The sequence below is a fragment of the Algoriphagus ornithinivorans genome (genome assembly GCF_900115305.1).
Taxonomy (GTDB): domain Bacteria; phylum Bacteroidota; class Bacteroidia; order Cytophagales; family Cyclobacteriaceae; genus Algoriphagus; species Algoriphagus ornithinivorans.
Genome location: NZ_FOVW01000007.1, coordinates 81,623 through 99,227 on the forward strand (window position 1 = coordinate 81,623; position 17,605 = coordinate 99,227).

The 17,605-nt window shown below is 37.8% G+C and carries 13 protein-coding genes; all 13 read right to left on the minus strand.

Annotated features, from left to right (window positions below):
• Nucleotides 1-56: 56 nt before the first annotated feature.
• Entirely contained in the window at nucleotides 57-980 is a 924-nt protein-coding gene (locus tag BM073_RS12030) for a hypothetical protein (protein ID WP_091654471.1), read from the minus strand.
• A 520-nt stretch (nucleotides 981-1,500) separates the two neighbouring features.
• On the minus strand, nucleotides 1,501-2,724 hold the full coding sequence (rffA, locus tag BM073_RS12035; protein WP_091654473.1) for a dTDP-4-amino-4,6-dideoxygalactose transaminase: 1,224 nt from the start codon (nucleotides 2,722-2,724) through the stop codon (nucleotides 1,501-1,503).
• Between the two features lie 274 nt (nucleotides 2,725-2,998).
• A complete protein-coding gene (locus BM073_RS12040) occupies nucleotides 2,999-3,616 on the minus strand; it encodes a class I SAM-dependent methyltransferase (RefSeq protein ID WP_217643109.1) in 618 nt (205 codons plus the stop codon).
• Between the two features lie 818 nt (nucleotides 3,617-4,434).
• On the minus strand, nucleotides 4,435-5,118 hold the full coding sequence (locus BM073_RS12045; RefSeq protein WP_091654474.1) for a GNAT family N-acetyltransferase: 684 nt from the start codon (nucleotides 5,116-5,118) through the stop codon (nucleotides 4,435-4,437).
• Nucleotides 5,119-5,354: 236 nt separating this feature from the next.
• Nucleotides 5,355-6,272, minus strand: a complete 918-nt coding sequence (locus BM073_RS12050) for a glycosyltransferase family 2 protein (protein WP_091654476.1) — start codon at nucleotides 6,270-6,272, stop codon at nucleotides 5,355-5,357.
• A gap of 96 nt (nucleotides 6,273-6,368) precedes the next feature.
• Complete coding sequence (locus BM073_RS12055) at nucleotides 6,369-6,875, minus strand: winged helix-turn-helix domain-containing protein (protein WP_091654477.1); 507 nt, start codon at nucleotides 6,873-6,875, stop codon at nucleotides 6,369-6,371.
• A gap of 1,819 nt (nucleotides 6,876-8,694) precedes the next feature.
• A complete protein-coding gene (locus BM073_RS12060; protein WP_091654479.1) occupies nucleotides 8,695-11,145 on the minus strand; it encodes a leucine-rich repeat domain-containing protein in 2,451 nt (816 codons plus the stop codon).
• Nucleotides 11,132-11,971 carry a hypothetical protein gene (locus BM073_RS12065; RefSeq protein ID WP_091654480.1) on the minus strand — a complete coding sequence of 280 codons (840 nt, stop codon included), beginning with the start codon at nucleotides 11,969-11,971 and terminating at the stop codon, nucleotides 11,132-11,134. Before BM073_RS12065 ends, BM073_RS12060 begins: the two co-directional genes overlap by 14 nt.
• Nucleotides 11,968-12,546 (minus strand): hypothetical protein, encoded by a 579-nt coding sequence (locus BM073_RS12070; protein WP_091654750.1) that lies wholly within the window; start codon nucleotides 12,544-12,546, stop codon nucleotides 11,968-11,970. Before BM073_RS12070 ends, BM073_RS12065 begins: the two co-directional genes overlap by 4 nt.
• Nucleotides 12,547-12,656: 110 nt before the next feature.
• Nucleotides 12,657-13,127 (minus strand): nucleoid-structuring protein H-NS, encoded by a 471-nt coding sequence (locus tag BM073_RS12075; protein WP_091654752.1) that lies wholly within the window; start codon nucleotides 13,125-13,127, stop codon nucleotides 12,657-12,659.
• Nucleotides 13,128-14,011: 884 nt separating this feature from the next.
• Nucleotides 14,012-14,983: an MraY family glycosyltransferase gene (locus BM073_RS12080; protein WP_091654482.1), complete on the minus strand. Its 972-nt coding sequence runs from the start codon at nucleotides 14,981-14,983 to the stop codon at nucleotides 14,012-14,014.
• 153 nt (nucleotides 14,984-15,136) lie between these two features.
• A complete protein-coding gene (gene asnB, locus BM073_RS12085) occupies nucleotides 15,137-16,837 on the minus strand; it encodes an asparagine synthase (glutamine-hydrolyzing) (protein WP_091654483.1) in 1,701 nt (566 codons plus the stop codon).
• Between the two features lies 1 nt (nucleotide 16,838).
• Nucleotides 16,839-17,537, minus strand: coding sequence for an acylneuraminate cytidylyltransferase family protein (locus BM073_RS12090; protein WP_091654485.1), 699 nt, complete (start codon nucleotides 17,535-17,537; stop codon nucleotides 16,839-16,841).
• Nucleotides 17,538-17,605 lie beyond the last annotated feature (68 nt).

Genomic DNA, 17,605 nt, shown 5'->3' on the forward strand with positions numbered 1-17,605 from the left:
AATCTGTAAAGGTGTTGCCTGGTTGAGATAAGAAAACAAATACTTTCCAAAGCTAATCAGTTTGTGACCAAAGCATCGATATGCCTCATTTTCAATTGGGAAATCAAAGTTGCATTATATTCAGTTGCCCCCTTCTTGGTCAAATGTCCTATGTCAACGAAATATTCTCCTCTGTTTTCAAATTCAGGCAAGACCTCGTTAAAATTAATAAAGTCCAGTGCTAAGCCCTTTTCAACAAGATTTTCCGCATAATTAAACCATTCAGCTCTATTCAAAAAAGCTTGATAATACGAAGCTGATTTTGGTGAGAAAACTAGAATAACATCGATGCCCTTCCTTCTCATTTTTTTCAATTCCGATTCAAAAACTTTTTTCTGCAGGATTTCTGCCTGATATGTATAAGGTTCAATGATAATAGTATCAGAAGCTGCTGGAAGATCAATTTCTACAAATCCTGCTTTAATGTATTCAACATTTGATCCATTTGGAGATGGTTTATAATCATCGAGTTGAAAAATCTTCAGCAAATGCTTTTTAAAATAAATGTTGAGATCATACATCCTTCTTGTTTTCAGCAGAGTGAAAATATAATCCGAACAATCACCACAATTTGAGATAAGATCGATTGAGGACTCTACTCCAGTACTAGTGAAGGTAAATGGGTGAAAATCCCAAATAACCAATTTAGGCTGGAAAGTTTCCTGGAATTTTTTCAAAAGATAGCTGGATTGGAGCGGAGACTGTGATGCTGAAGAAATATTAAATGCACGTAAATTCAAACTATCAAAATACCTTACATCAATAGATTGACCAACCGATGAACCAACAATCAAAACATCAATATTTTTACTTGAATCAGCCTCCAATAACCTTACTCTCTGATATCCATCACCACCTTTTAGTAGAGGAACTTTAATTCCAGTAAGGTCTGAAAAAAACTTCCAATCTGAAGCTATTAGAACCAAAAAATAGCAGATCAAGATAATTATACTGCTAAGAGTAACTCGAAATAAGAACTTATTCAATAATGGCTAAAGAGATGACTTAGAAAAATATGAGCAATCATATTTGAAATGAAATACCAATTCAAAGTTTAGCTTTATTCGAAAGCTTCGCTCCTTCACTCCCAATACTCAATGGAAAGGAGCTAGCATTTTATCGAACAAGCAGCAGAGTGCCTTTTGCTTAGATTGTATTTTAGGATTCAGCAGTTAATGTTATGTATTGCTTTGCTTCAACCGATTGCAAGAAATCCTCAAACTAATACTGAAACTGCTTCATTCTCTTTTGGTCTTTTTATACTAAAGCAAATAGCTACAATCAAGACTGAGTAATAAATTTACTCAGTGCTTTGGTATTTGCAAATGTTCCGCTAAGATTTTGGAGTAAGATTTAAGCTTCTAAAAGGAGACTGATTTTTCTGAGTGAAACCATATACCGCCTTTAACCTATACAGGGGAGACATCAATTTGATACCTTTTTTACACCTTAATCTCTCGCTCAAGCGAATGCCTTTTTACTCAGATTCGGAAGTTCGTAGAATAATGGCAAGCGAAGCAGGCAATCTGAAAAGCGATCAGCATTAGGTAAAGCTCTTTGGAACTGATCTGGATAATTTTTCTTTACAAACTCTGACTGATGTAAAGATTGGTAATGAAATACCGCCAACACTCCCTGTTCTTTCAGAGATTTCGCATATCTAGTACGGCTTTCCAAATCAGGGAAAATCAAATAGAATATATGGGCATTGGCTTGAAGTCTAAAATCTGGAAGTTTGAAGTCTGAGAAGCCTAAGATTCCAAGCCTGTCATCTAAATTTTGATTTGTGAAATCACTTTTCACTTTAAACTTTAAGCGCTTCAATACCCCAAGGTATTCTGGACTGAGAACTTGTGTTTGATATTTCTCTTCAGAAAAAGCCCCATAGTAGTCCTCCCAGATGGATTTGCGACGCTTTTGAATATCATGCAGGCCTTCGAGTTGAGCCCATAAAAAGGCAGCTGTTATTTCGGAGGGTAAAAAAGAACTTCCTACGTCCACCCAACCATATTTATCAATTTCCTCTCTGAAGAATGCTGCCCTATTGGTTCCTTTTTCCCAAATGATTTCCGCCCTTTTGAGGAAGTCGGGATCATTTATCGCCAGCATTCCTCCCTCTCCACATTGAATATTTTTGGTTTCATGGAAACTGAAAGTTGCCATATGTCCCCAGGCTCCCAGGTATTTTCCCATATATTCCTGGTTGATCGCATGGGCAGCATCTTCGATTACATAAAGCTTATGTTTTTCGGCCAGATTCATCATCTGATCCATTTTTATCGGGTAGCCTCCGTAATGGACCACCACAATGGCTTTGGTTTTGGAAGTGATTAGCTCCTCCACCAAATCCTCATCCATTCCGGGATGATCTGATTTACTGTCAACAAATACAGGTTTGGCACCCCGCAGAACAAATGCATTGGCAGTGGAAACAAAAGAAAAACTGGGAACAATGACTTCATCTCCCGGTTGAATATCCAATAGCAAAGCAGCCATTTCCAGGGCATCAGTGCAGGAATTGGTTAATAAACATTTGTTAAAGCCATACTTCGTTTGAAAATAGTGTTGACATTTTTCAGTGTAAAAACCATTTCCTGAAACCTTCCCTCTCTCGATGGCATCTTGGATATAATCCAGTTCCTTTCCGGTTTGGTAGGGTTTATTAAAGGGAATTTTATAGTTCACAGGTGATAGTGGGCGGTTTGCAGTGGGCAGTTTTGAAAAGTCTGAAATTTGATTGTGAAATCTGAAAAGGGAGTTTCTTATGGAGTAATTGTGTAATTGAGTAAGTGGTTAACTGAGTCTCGGCTCTCGTCTCTCGCTTCTCGTCTCTAATTTCTCGCTTCTCGTCTCTCGCCTCTCGCTTCTCGGCTCTCGTCTCTAATCTCTCGCCTCTCGCTTCTCGTCTCTATTATCTCGCTTCTCATCTCTCGGTTCCAATTTTAACCTTATCATTTACCTATTGCCGGCGGCGAATGGCAAAGCTTGGGGCAGTATGCAATTCCATGGTGAGGTAAAGGATTTCCCAATCGTGATTCAGGCAAAATTCATGAACGGCTTCTATCACCCCATACCGGACCAATCCATTCCAGTTACCTATGATATAATCATGTCCTGCAATTATCCCATTGGGTTTCACCTTATTTGACCATAGTTCTAATTCTTCTTTGGTAGTAGCATAGCTATGGTTGGTATCTATATAAATCCAGTCAAAGGTATCCTTCTCGAATTTTTCTACTACTTCTGTGGAATATCCAATGTGAATAGAAACTTCTCCCTTGCTTATTTCATTGGAAAACTTCTCTTCAACTTCTTTTCTTTTTCCTAAATGATATCTTTCGGTACTCCAAAGATCCACTAAGTGTAGTGTTTTGGGCTGATTGATTTTTAAAATCTTTTCAGAAAAGCCACCCTGATCCACTCCAAGTTCTGCGACAACTCCTCCTCGAGGAAAAAGCTCCAACAAGGCCTCTCTATTGGGCAACAATCTGGCTGATTTTAAAGACTTTTCGTCTATCTGAACTTTAGGTAGTTTTTCAGATTGCTGGACTTGTGAGGCCAGAATGGATTTTTTCACTTGAGTAAAAAGTTTTTTCTTTAAAAATCCGGGAATCAAATTAGCAAGCATTTAGAAAGTATTAATTTTTTAATTTTAAAATTTTACGAAAGTAATAGTTTTTCAGGAATTGAAGAAACGAATATGGAGAGTAGCTGAGTAATTGAGTAACTGAGTAAATGGTTAACTGTATCTTGGCTTTCGCTTCTCGTTTCTAATCTCTCTCCTCTCGTTTCTCGCTTCTCGTCTCTAGTCTCTCGCTTCTTAGTTCAAAGTTCAGTGTTCATTTTTCAAGCACACTTTAATACTTATTGGAGGATGAGTAATCGTGTAACTGAGTAAGTGGTTAATTGAGTCTCGGCTTTCGCTTCTCGTATCTAATCTCTCTCCTCTCGACTCTCGCTTTTAAGTTCAAAGTTCAGTGTTCATTGTTCAAGCACACTTTGATACTTATTGGTGGATGAGTAATTGTGTAACTGAGTAAGTGGTTAATTGAGTCTCGGCTTTCGCTTCTCGTATCTAATCTCTCTCCTCTCGACTCTCGCTTTTAAGTTCAAAGTTCAGTGTTCATTGTTCAAGCACACTTTGATACTTATTGGTGGATGAGTAATTGTGTAACTGAGTAAGTGGTTAATTGAGTCTCGGCTTTCGCTTCTCGTATCTAATCTCTCTCCTCTCGACTCTCGCTTCTTAGTTCAAAGTTCAGTGTTCATTGTTCAAGCACAAATCGATACTTGTTGGTGGATGAGTATTCGTTTAACTGAGTAAGTGGTTAATTGAGTCTCGGCTTTCGCATCTCGTTTCTAATCTCTCGCTTCTCGTCTCTAGTCTCTCGCTTCTCATCTCTCGTCTCTTGCTTTAAACTCCTCATTCCAATAATGATAAATGAAGGTTTTAGAAGCAATTTTATAGCCCATTTTCCTATATAGACTCGTTGCTGGAATATTCTTTTCTTGAGTTGCGATCATTATTTTATTGGCTCCCTTTTCAAAAGCCCTAGATTCTGCTTTTATCAATAAGCTCTCTCCAATTCCTTTGCCTCTTGAGGATTCTTTGACAGCAAAAAGTCCGATTTGAGTGGTATTTTCTTTGACTTCACAGGTCAGCATTCCTTCCATTTCCCCAAAAATTAATACCTCAGTCCTTTCCAAAGCCTTTCCTATCCAAACTTGGTATAGTTTTTCAAACTCATCAAATTTCAACCTTTGATCTGTTTTAAATCTGGAATATTCCCCGCTGGCATAGGCTAAAGTGATTAAGTCATCAGTCAAAGGTCCTTGATACTCTTTTACCAGCTCCCTGTTTTCTTTATTGTGTTCCAGAATTTTCTCAAAGACTACCTTCCTATCAGTTTCCAGAATTTCAGGTGAATTAAGATCCAATTGAAATTTGCTAAACAGGTACACCAATTGAAAGTCTGAAGCTATCTCCCGAAACTCCGCCTCATTCCAGTTCTCAGAAACTTGGTATTTTCCCACAGGATAGCCAAAAAGTTCAGAGTCGAAAGGAAGTGAGGTGATCAAGTTGAGAGTTTAAAGTTGGAGGTAGTTATTGGTTATTGAGTTATTGGTTATTGGAGGAGTAATTGTGTAATTGAGTAATTGGTTAAATGAAGATCTCATCTAGCTTCTAGGTTCTGACTTTTTAGTTCAAGGTTCAGCGTTCAGGCCCGCGTCGATTTCTGATTTGTGTAATTAAGCTGTCTCGTTTCTCGTCTCTCGCCTCTAATCTCTCGTTTCTTAACGTCTTCTTCGCGAAATCAACTTGTTTTTTTCTCTATAATGTAAATCGGGCGGTTTTTCACACCTTCAAAGGTTTTTCCGACGTAGAGTCCTATCATTCCCAAAGTGATCAGTAAAAATCCTGTTAGGACCCAAATAGAAATTATCAAACTTGCGTATCCAGCTACGATAATATCGCCCATGAAATAGCGGATAAGGGTATAAAGAGCAAATAGAAATCCTGTAAAGGCTACTCCAACTCCCAGTTTAACAGTTAGGCGGATAGGTTTATCACTATATGCCAGCATGATATCTAAAGCTAAATTAAATAGCTTTTTAAACGAATAGCTGGTTTTTCTTTCCTGGTTTTCAGTGTGTTCTACAGGGATAGCTGTTTGTCTAAACCCTACCCACTTAACCATAGCAGGGAAAAACCTGATTTTTTCCCGCATCTGAATAATTTCATCAATCAATTTCCTATGAAAAATTCCAAAATTGGCCGTTTTTTCATCCTGATGCATACCAGTTAAATAGCTGAGCGTCTTATAAAAAACACGTGAGCTTAATTTCCTGAAAAAGGAATCCTTTCTATCTATTCGAGAAGCAAAAACTGCCTCAAAACCTTCTTGAGCTTTGGAATATAGTGCCGGGATTTCTTCAGGAGCATCTTGAAGGTCACAATCCATTACAACTACCCAAGTCCCTTTTGATTGGTCTAAACCAGCAGTAATGGCATAATGCTGACCAAAATTACGAGAAAGTCTTATTCCAACTAATTGAGGATGCTTTTGAGATAAGTTCTCTATTTTTTCCCAGGAACTATCTTGACTTGCATCGTCCACCAAAATGATTTCAAAATCATTCGAAATATTCTTGGTGACAGAGATTATTCTGGAGACCAATTCCTCCAAAACATCTTCTGCTTGATATACCGGTGAAATAATAGATAGATGCAAACTTGAAGTGGAGTAGATTAAGAGAAATAATTCATCACAATCAATTTAATCAACTGCAGACTATTGATGTACATTTTTTAATGAAGGCGCTTCCAGTTAGTTACCATAAACCATGATGCCAGATATATCTCCAGGATCTTCTTCAAAAATTGAAACCTCGACTTTTCTATGAACTTTTTCGTAAGTTTTATTCCTAATAAAATTCAAATATTCTTGATCTAAGTTTTTTCCAATCAGGATCATTTGTACAACGCCTGAATCTATACCTTGGGCATAATCCCCCACTATATAAGCTCTTTCCACCTCTCCCATTCTATTTACAATTCGTTCCATCAAATCGTCCAAACCTAAGAATTTGGAAACCATATTTTTGATTTCGGTGAAAAAAGGATGTTGGTTATTAGCCTTATAAACTTTGGTTTTACCCTCCTCTTCAGATACTAACAAACCTGCTTCCGTTAGGCGGTTGAGCTCTACCCTCACCGAGTTGGTGGATTCATCAAAATCCTTGGCCAAAGAGCGCAGGTAACCTGAATTTTGGTGGGAAAAGAATTTGAGCAGGAGCTTAATTCTTGTTTTGGATGTGACTAAGGATTCTAACAAAATCTGAAAGCTAAATTCAGAAATCTGAAAAACTAAAAACTATTAACTATTAACCATTAACTCTCTATTTTAAACTTCAGATAGCTTCGCCCCTTCGGTCCCGTTTTTCAGGATTTCCAAAATTGAGGGCTGGTAAACGTTAGAGTTTTTAAGCCTAGGAGATATCGAGATTAACTGAGTAAAAAAATTACTCAAACAAATTTATCAGTAATTGGGAATTGCCCAAAAAAGAGGAGGATTTTTTATGGAAATGAAACAGGAAAAGTTAGTAGAGAAGCGATGTCCTTTCAGATTATAGCTAAGAATTTTTGTTTAAGACAAACGACCTAAAAACATGGATGACTGAGTCTATTGTTTCAAAATGAATAAATTTGACAATTGATATAATTATACAATTTATTTGAAATGTATAAAAATGTGGAAAACTTTTAGCTATAAAGCATAAAAAATACCCTGTACAGGGTATTTATTTTTGAAAGACAAATTCTACCTTTGAAATAGGGTGATTAAGCAGCTTTTCTCCTAGTTTTTTCTAGAAAATTATTAAGGGACTTTTTTTCAAACTTTTTATTCCCTTAATCCCTTTCGAAAGAGAGGAAAATAATCGAAAATCCTTCCCAAAAAATGGGTGGGATTTTCTTTTTTTGAGTTGATCCTATCATAGGATTTGTAATCCGGACAAAGCCTCCAATGTTTTACCAGAAAATGGGAATGGATATTTATATCAACTCCTCAACTCAAGAAATCTCATGGAGGGTTGATTTAAGGTTTCCTCTCCGTCTTGGTGGCATAGAGTTACCGTTTCCACTTGGAAATTAAGGGCCAGCGCTGGGGAAGGGGTCGGTGTACCAAGATCCGTGGGTTAAAACCCACGGCTATTTAATCGTCCGCTCCTTTGGAGCTTTAGCCATGGGTACGACTGGAGGTCTATCTCCTAAGCTGCTCGAGATTTGTAATCTCGAGCTCTTATCGTAGGATTTGTAATCCGGACAAATCCTCCACGGTTTGCCAGAAAATGGGAATGGTTATTTATATTAACTCCTCAAGTCAAGAAATCTCATGGAGGGTTGATTTAAGGTTTCCTCTTCGTCTTGCTGGCATTAAGTCATCGTTTTCAAACGGAGATGGTGGGCCAGCGCTGGGGTGATTTTCGTCCGCATTTATACCCCAGGTTTCACCTGGGGCTAATACATTACGCTCCTTTGGAGCTTTTGATTCTCGTTACATCAAAGGTTTATCTCGCCGAAGGCATATCTTCCATAATGTTTAAAAATATCTTAAGATCTATTCGGCGTTTTCCAATTATTTCGCCACAGGCGTATTTCTATATATTTCTATCGTATTTCCACTTTCTACCATACCTACGGCATGGTTAGGGTTCTTTTATGATTTTATGCTACCGACCTTAAATCCCTACGGGATAAATATTTCGCCGAAGGCGTATTTCCTTTATTTCTAATGTATTTCCCTCTCCGTCTTGCTGGCATTAAGTCATCGTTTCCAAATGGAGATATTGGGCCAGCGCTGGGGATGGTCGGCGACTTTGATTCCAGGGGTTAAAACCCCTGGCTAAGAAATCATCGCTCCTTCGGAGCTTTTGCTATTAGTCCGATTCAAGGTCTATCTTGCCGAAGGCATATCTCTTGTCTTATCTTAAAAATATCTTTCCTGGATCATTAAAAGATTTCGCTGTAACGGTATTTTGATGTTTCCCCTCAGTGTTTTTTCTTAGAGGACCTAGGAACCTACTATCCTTCTTTAGGAGTGACTGGGGTATAAAAAAAATGCCCAGAAGATAATCTGGGCATTTGAAATTGTTTTAATAAAACCTGACCTCACAGTCAGGGACTTTTTCTTTGAAGCGATCCACTGCCCTACTGTTCAGTCTGGTATTGAAGCAACTTAATTTTTTCAAATTGGTCAATCCTTCTATTGGCCTTAATGAACGCAAATTGGTACTTGCCACGTCTAATTCCTGCAGATTGATCAAAGGTTCGAGTCCTCTCAACACTTTCAAATTTGTGCCAGAAAGATTTAACTTTTTCAAATTGCTCAAAGCTCCTAAAGGCTCTAAATCCTCAATTCCTGTATTGGAAATATCCAAGCTTTCCAATTCAAACAAGCTCGAAATAGGAAGAAAATCTACTACCGGTGCTTGGGAAATTTTCAGGTTTGTCAAAAGGGTCATCTCAGAAATCGGAGCAATGGTTGACAGTGGCGCATCGAAAATACTGAGCGATCTAAGGTTTACAAATGCTGTCAAAGGCCTGATATCCTCTATCCCCGTTCTGTCTAATTGCAAATAAGATTTAGCTGTCAAATTATGTAATTGCTCTACACTTGGATTTTCAGGCATTCCGAACTCTCTTCTAAAGATATCTTTCCAAAGTTGCGGTAATTCTGACCACCAATTTTCCAGGAACTGCACCCTATAAATCAGCGTCAAATCCGGTTTTTTCAACAAAACCTCAGGTACTTCCTCAGCAAATATGGCTGACCTGTTTACGTTCAAATAAGAGATTTCCGGAAGTCCCACTATAGGCAAAATACTTTCTACAGGACTTTCGCTGAAATCCAGTCTTTTGATCTTTGTATTGTTCCTTATTGTACTCAAATCTTTTACCAAGGTATTTTGACCCTTGATCTCCTCCAATGTATTTACTTCACTTAAAGGAAGCAGGTCTGAAATAGGATTATCGGAAAAATCAATTTTTCTAAGCTTAACAAAGCGAGTCACAGGCAGCAAGCTTTCAATACCTGCACTAGACAAATCCAACTCTTCCAATCCAATAGTAGCAGTTAAAATCTCTACATTTGGCTGGTCTGATTGAATTCTTGGATTTGCCTGTTTTAGTCTTGCTTTCCAAGCATCTGACAATCCAGCCCACCAAGACTCCAAATCCTTTACATGGTGGATTAGCAATACATTAGGGTTGTTTCTGATAAAATTATCAGCAGAAATTACAGATAGTCTGGTCTCGTCTGCTAAAACTTTTTCCAAATTAGACTTGCCATTCAGCACAGAGATGTCTGCTATTTCAGTTCCGGTCAGATCCACCAATTCAAGTTGATCCAAATTGATCAAAGGTGTCAAATCCTGAATATTGGTTCCAGCAAGATTCAGCGTTTTCAGAGATTTCAATTCTGCCAGTTGAGCAAAATTCACTAAATAGTTTTTGCTGAGATTCAAATGCTCCAATTTATTGAGCGCCTTGATGTTTTCAGTGTTGTTAAAGCCACTTTCAGTCAAATCTAGGGATCGGAGGCTGTCAAACTCATTGAGTACCGCAAAGCTCAGGATTGGAGTCTTTTCCAGCTTCAAACTCTTCAGTGATTTCAAATTTTTCAGATCACTGATATTTTGAATTCTGGTATTAGAAATATCCAGATGCTTGAGCCTATCTGAATATTTGATAAACTGAATATCTGAGGTCGGAGTATTGGAAACATTGAGGTATTCCAAAAATGTCACATTGGAAATAGGACCTAAAGCTCTGATTTTGGTATTACTTAGATCAACATATTTCAAGTCTCTCAAAGCTTCTAAAGGCCTCAAGTTAAGCAATGAGTCAGTCCCAGAAATATCTAAGGAATCAATGGAAACGAATTTATACAGATGATCCAAGCCTATAGAGTCAAAAGCTCCGATTTTGAATCTTCCTCTGAAATATGATTTCCAGGCTGGGTTTAAGCTTTGCCACCATTCATTCAGCTCTTGATCTCTGCTGAGTTTGGTGGTGTACATACTGACGATTTTAAGCTCTTGGCTTTTATTGTCTAAATTGACCTCTACAAAGCGGGGCTTGGTATTGGCAATTTTCTTTCCATCCTTGGAAGTCGCCGTGATCGTTCTATCCAGAGAAACCACAAAAAACACCTGACCATTCTCTTTCTGGGATGGTTTAACCTCACGAATTTTAAACTTGAAATTCACATCCTTGAAAAAGAACTCAATATCTTTCATATAGGCAGTGACATCTTTATTGGTCACTACCATTCGATCTTGAAGCAAGTCGTCTTCTACCTGTACAATCCCGTCTCTAAAGATCTTCAAATAACTCTCCCGGATAATTACGTCTTTGTCCCGAGCCGAAGTTTCGGATGAGCCAATAGTATTCAGAAGGTATTCCAAGAATCGAACCTGATCTTCCACTTTGGAAGAGAAATCGTCCAATTCCTGCTTAGAATAGCCTTTTACTGTTTGGGAAAAGCTTTGCTGAGCTCCAAACAAAAAAATAAGAAGAAAGATGATACTATTACTTCTGATCATAGATATACTGTTGAATCGTCTCTTTATCTCCAGGGTTTAATTTGACGAGATTGGAGATCAACCAACCGGTGTTGAAGCCTGGTCGGTTAAATTGAGATACTTCGAAATACCAACCTTCTATTTGAAAGAAGTGAAACTTCACCTCATTAACGGTTGAGAAACGAAGATTATTTTGCTTCATTTCATACAGGAACAGGGTTAAATAATCCGGATGAAATGCATTCCCTGTAAAGGCTTCAGGCATTTTGGAATCCTGAAAGGCTCTTCTGAGATTCATAAAGCCCAATTCATGAGAAAGAGGATGAAGAAAATCCTTTTCATCTCCTACAGGCTTATTAAATAGGTTTTTGAAAGGAGGGAAACTTACGGCATCAATGACCCATTCGTAGCCCAATCCTTCCGGCTGTAATTTTAAAATCAAGGTTACTTTTTCGCGCTTTCCTTTGAAGATAAATTCAGCCTGTACTTCTGAAAACCATCCTGTTCTGTGAAAATTCAAATACTGGGGATATCCATCAGAGAGAACGGTATTGATAAATTGTGTTTTCAGGTCTTTGGACACAGAGCTGGTCTGGTTGTCAAATAAGATCTGAATAAAGCCTTGTCTTAGGGGTCTATTATGATAAAGAGAATCTCCAGGATAAAATCGGGTGTTTCCATCCGGTGATTCTTCAGCATTGAATCTTCTGAAAAATTGATTGAGTTGTTTGGTAGAAGCGGCAAATCGGCCGTCATCTTTGATTGTTCCGCCAGAGCCAATGCCCTGGGCGGAAACAATCGAAATGTTTGCGAGGAGAATCGCAAGGGTAATTAAGGTAAATCTCATGCGGAGGTTTCTGTCACTCTCACATCACCAAGCATTACGTCCCAGAACTCGATGGTTCTACCAGCGATTTGAGTCTGTTTTTTCTCTACGTAAATAGTGATGTCTTTCTTTGTGGTGTCTTTGTAATTCATTCCTGTTTCGATAGAAGTACCTTCGAATCTTTGGAAGATGGTAATCACACCTACATAACGGCCGTCAGGCTGTCTTTCCAAGTCGGAGATGTACTGGATATCGTACCAAGTGATATTTACTCGGTCATAGTTCAAAGCCATCAAACGCTCGAAGTATCTTCTTACTTTGTAGTAAGCGATTTCGTTGGAGTTGATGCTGGAAACACCCATTTCAGCTCCTGGAGCGAATAATTCTTCAGCTCTGTCCATTACACGGTTTGCTTCAGAAAACTGAGTTTCTTTGCTTCCGATGATGGCGATGTATTTACTAAGGTCTTTTACTTTCTCCAAAGCCAAAGAATCAATAGCCTGCTTTCTAGAAGGGCTAATGTCTTCTGACTGAGCTAGAGCTACTACAGAGCTCGCAAGGAAAAGGCCAAGAAAGAGTATTAATTTATTTTTCATTGGTATATCATTTTTTCTAAATGGCCACATGGAACCATATATGCTCTGTTCTTATAGATAAGAGACAAAAGTCATGCTTGATTTCATGCTGATTGATTTTCTTAGGATGGTTATTTTCTTCTCAGTTCAAGTTCTGAAACTTTACCATTGGCATCCAAACGGATATCAGAGATGTAGTTCAGATTCTTTTTAGTATCCTTCAAGTATTCTAAATACTTACGGATAGTAGTAGGTTCATCATAATCTTTGATTCCGTTTTCTTCGTGGATCACGATCAAAACAGGTGTTTGCTGATTAGAGAACATCGCCAATGTCTGTTCGATGGACTGGTTAGCCATAGATACGTTGGATGCTCCAGCTACAGAGTTGAAAGCACTCTCCAGTTTTTGTGCAGCCACTTCTTCAGCTGAAGGCTGAGCTGGTGCAGGAGGAGGAGTTTCTTGTACGCGCTCTACAGGAGCTGGAGTTGGTTCTGGCTGTACTGCTTTCTTTTTGGACTTACAAGCACCCACAGCAAGCAACGCAACCAATGCGAACATTAAGGAGCGATTGAGCGAAAATGAGATAAACTTTTCTTTCATTTTAGGGATTGGATTAAGATTTATTTGGTTTTGGATAATTCTTTGGTTTTCGTCCTTTCGATTCGAATTACAGGACAAAGTAAATAAAAACAGATGATTAACTTGCAATGCTTATTCCAAAAGGAAGAATGCTTTTGTCAAATTTTATTAAATCTCTGTTAGCGGTAAAATGCCGCAAATTCAAGTGGGATTAGTAACTTTTAACTTCCATAGGCTTCTTTGCTTATAAGGTGAACCCAAGCTGCTTTTTTTAAGCAGTGATCTTGATTGAAGGCTATTACGCTAAGTCTGAAAATAGGTTGAAAAAAGATGAATTATTTTCCATGTTTTTATTCAAAAACTTTCAATAACTATATTTTTTCGAACCTAAAGATTTTTTATACCCCAAAAATACCCTGTAGAGGGTATTTTTTTTGGTCATAAAAGTGGGGAAATTTACATCAGTGTTAAGTTTTAATCAGGCTATGCCTTCAAAAGAGCTCGTAGATTCTACGGGCTTTTTTTATGGGAATCATTTTAATAGAATGTGATTATCCGTTATCATGTCAGTTGCTTTATTTTCTTTGCTTGACCGATTGGATAATTCGACTTCGCTCAGCACAGGCGACCGAAGACCCAGCTAAGCTGGCAGGCGAAGCTTTGGAATTCTAATCCTAAAGGCTAATTCTAAGCAATATTCTTCGCCATACTGGTAAAAAAGCGGATAATCAGGTGAAAAAAATTAATCAAAAGTGAAATCAGGTTTTAGTCGCCTGGAATTTTAGACAAAGGGTAATTGGTAATTTCTGGATTTTAACTTTTGTGTTTTAAGATTAATTCAAATTAGGGGGAACAGCTAAAGAAACTGTTTGGAAGGGAAATTTTTAAAAAATAAAGTATTGTTTCTAAGAGCTAGTAGAAGGGTGAGATTTCTGAACCTGGCTTTTAATAATTAAATAAAGGATGGCCATTCCAATTAAAAATCCAAGCGCCAAATAATTGTCAGGAAGCTTATCAGAAGGTTGGACGAAGAGAATATAATTAATCAATGCCTGCAAAACAGCATACAGCAAAGCTATATACACATGTGGGATTTTAGCCTGATTCACAAATAACTGATAAAGATGACTTCTGTGAGGTTCGGTTAATTTCTCCCCATTTTGATACCTTTTGACCATAGTAAGAAAGACATCTGCACCATAAACCAAAAGAATCAAAATAATGGTCCAGCTTTCAGTTTCGATATACCACTGAGTCATAAAGTAGATCATCATGTATGCCATAGAAATGCTTCCTATGTCACCTGCAAACATCAGGGCTCTTTTCCGAAGATTAAAAAGCAGAAAAACACTCAGGGAAAGTAGAATATACTGAATCAAATCTTCATCAAATAATTGAAAGTAATCATCCAGTACTAGCAATGTACCAAAGAACACAAGGCCACTAAGGCCTGTAATTCCATTGATACCATCCATAAAGTTGATGGCATTGATCACTCCCAAAGCAAAAAAGAAAAATATCAGCCATGTGTAAGCCGGGAAGTATGTAAACAGCCCCAAATCATAAAAACTAAAGCAAATAGCCAAAAACTGCACTCCAAAGCGAAGTTTTCGAGAAAGCTCAAACATATCATCCAAAAGGCTGATACCTGAAATCAAAATTAATCCCAGGATCATCCAAGTATTTTGGAAGTCAAATATTATCCACCATAAAATTGCTGCGACAGGAAAAATAATCCCTCCTCCCCTCACTGTTGTATGGGAATGAGAGGATCGATGGTTAGGTTTATCGACGATGTTGAACTTTTTTGCTAGTTGGTAATAAAGCCAACTTGCGGTCAAAAGAGATATAAAAATGAATAGACTAGTAGGAGGCATCAAAGGAGAAATACTGAAATATTTTTTCGCAAATAATATAGTGTAATCAATTTTTTAAGACAAATAATTCAATTTTTTAAGATTTGCCTAAAACACTTCAAGGAAATCTAAATAAGGAAAGAGAAGATGAGGAAAACAGCTGCTTCTCTAGCATTATTTATCATGAAGCAGTAAGGCTGTGTTTAACCACTGCCAGACATGGAAGCTGCTATCATTATCCCCTTTCATAAACTTACTGAGTTCTTTTTCAATTTTGGCATAATCAAACCAGGCATTCTGGCGAAGCAAACTTGTTTCATCATAAACCCAGTCTTTCAGATTATCTGACAACCATTCTCTTTGAGGAGTCTGAAGAGGTCTTTTAGGAGCTAAGGAAATTTCCTCACCTAAGTATTTGTTGGCAATTTTTCTAAGAAGCCATTTTTGCTTTCCATCTTTAATTTTAAAGTCTTTCGGACGTGAAAAAACATATTCAATTAATCGATAATCCAAAAAAGGCTCCCTCAATTCAGTGCTAAAGGCCATGCTAACTCTATCATTAAACCTGAGCGCTCTAGGGATCTTGGTATAAAACAAATCTCTGTATTGAAGATTTAATAACTCCTCTTCAAAAGGTTTAGGAAACTGATTTTGAGAAGCCAAACTACTGAAATTAGCATCTAAAACTTCTGGTCTTAGAGGAGAGGATTTCACTCCTTGTATTAAATTTTGAGAATTCTTTAAATAATAATCATAACCTGCCCAAGCTTCATCAGATCCCTGCCCGTCCAATAATACTATAATCCCTTTTTCACGGGCTTTTTGAAATACTTTTGCGTAAGCTAGTGTAGGAAGACCACCAAAAGGTTCATTCTGAACATCACTTATTTTCCTAGCTAATTCAGGAACCTCATCAGTCGACAACATACAGGGATTCAGAGGGAAAGGCTTATCCTGTAGCATCTTTTCCACCCAGAATATTTCATCATAGCGCTCATCACCTGTCAAAAATGTAAATGCCTCAATCTGTCTATTTTCGGGAAAAAGATCATAAACCAAGGCTAATAGGGTACTTGAGTCCAATCCTCCGCTTAAGTTAAAACCAACCGGCACATCGGCTCTAAATCTTAATGAGACAGCACTTTTTAAAAGCTCCAGAATATACTCTTCCTGATCTTTGAGCTCTACTTCCGGTTGCGATTGAACCCTGGAAAAGAAATCATACCATTGGAAGATTTTTTGTTGCCCATCCTGCCAGATTAAATAATGGCCTGCAGGTAGCTGTTCCACCCCATCCCAAAAAGTCTCATTGGGTTGACCATAGGTACCCTTGATAAAATAGGAAGACCAAACCGAGGAATTTGGGTTTTTTGGAACTCCAATTTTCCAAAATGGACTAATTTCAGAGGCAAAAAGAAAGGATCCATTCCAGTTGGTATAATTGAAAGGCTTCACACCAAATCGATCACGTGCAGCAAATAACTTTCTATCTAAATTATCCCAAATGGCAAATGAAAACATTCCATTAAAATGGGATAAACAGCTATACCCCCATTTTAAAAAGGCTGCAAGAAGCACTTCTGTATCCGAACTAGTTCTAAACTTATAAAAGTCTCTTAGTTGTTCTTTTAATTCGAGATAATTGTAAATCTCTCCATTGAATACTAGGATATACCTTCCATCCTCGCATTGAAAGGGTTGATTTGAAGAGTCTGATAGATCTAATATTGACAATCGATTATGCCCTAAAGCTATCACTTGGTCATCCACCCAAAAACCAGTATTATCAGGTCCCCGATGAGATTGACTCCCTAACATTTGGAGAATTGGAGACTTAGAAGCCAGCTGTCCTAAAATTCCTGCTATGCCGCACATTTTATCCGAATAGTTTATTTACCAAAATTTCAGCCTTCTTCCAGTCATCGAATGTATCAAGGTTTACATATCGAGATTCATCACCAACTATATAGGCTAATTTTTCACTTAAAATGGAATTTTTCGAGAGGATGACCTCTGACTTTGTGATATAAATAGCCCCATCTCTGAAAAAAGAGGTGGGTAAATCCTGTCTTCGAGGAATTATCTGTTTTTCTCCTGTAGCAATTTCCAAAAATCCATTTTGGCCAGGTTCAAACACCCAATGAGGATTAAACTCATGTGGAACAGGCAAAACAGAAACTAAGGCTTCTGCATCTGTTCGAATAAATTCTTTGATCGCATCATCGATCAAACCTTTTCTTCTAAATGGATAAGTTGTCTGAAGAAGGCAAATTGCGTCAAATTTTTCACCCTTTTCCTCAAAAAATCTAAGTGCATGAGCAATAACAGGAAGAGTAGGCGATTGGTCATTTGCCAAGTTTTCCGGACGTGTAAATGGTACTTCTAGACCTATTTGATTTGCTACAGCAATAATATCACTGTCATCAGAACTCAAAATAACTTTACTCAACAGCTTAGACTCTTGAGCTGAATCAAATGTATAGGCTAACAGAGGTTTTCCTCCAAGAGCTTTTATATTTTTTCCAGGAATACCTTTGGAACCGCCCCTAGCAGGAATCAATCCAAGTATTTTCATAAGTTCATTTTGAGTTTTAAATAAAGTTTAATTTTAGAGCGCCTCAAACAATTACCTATTTCCAAATG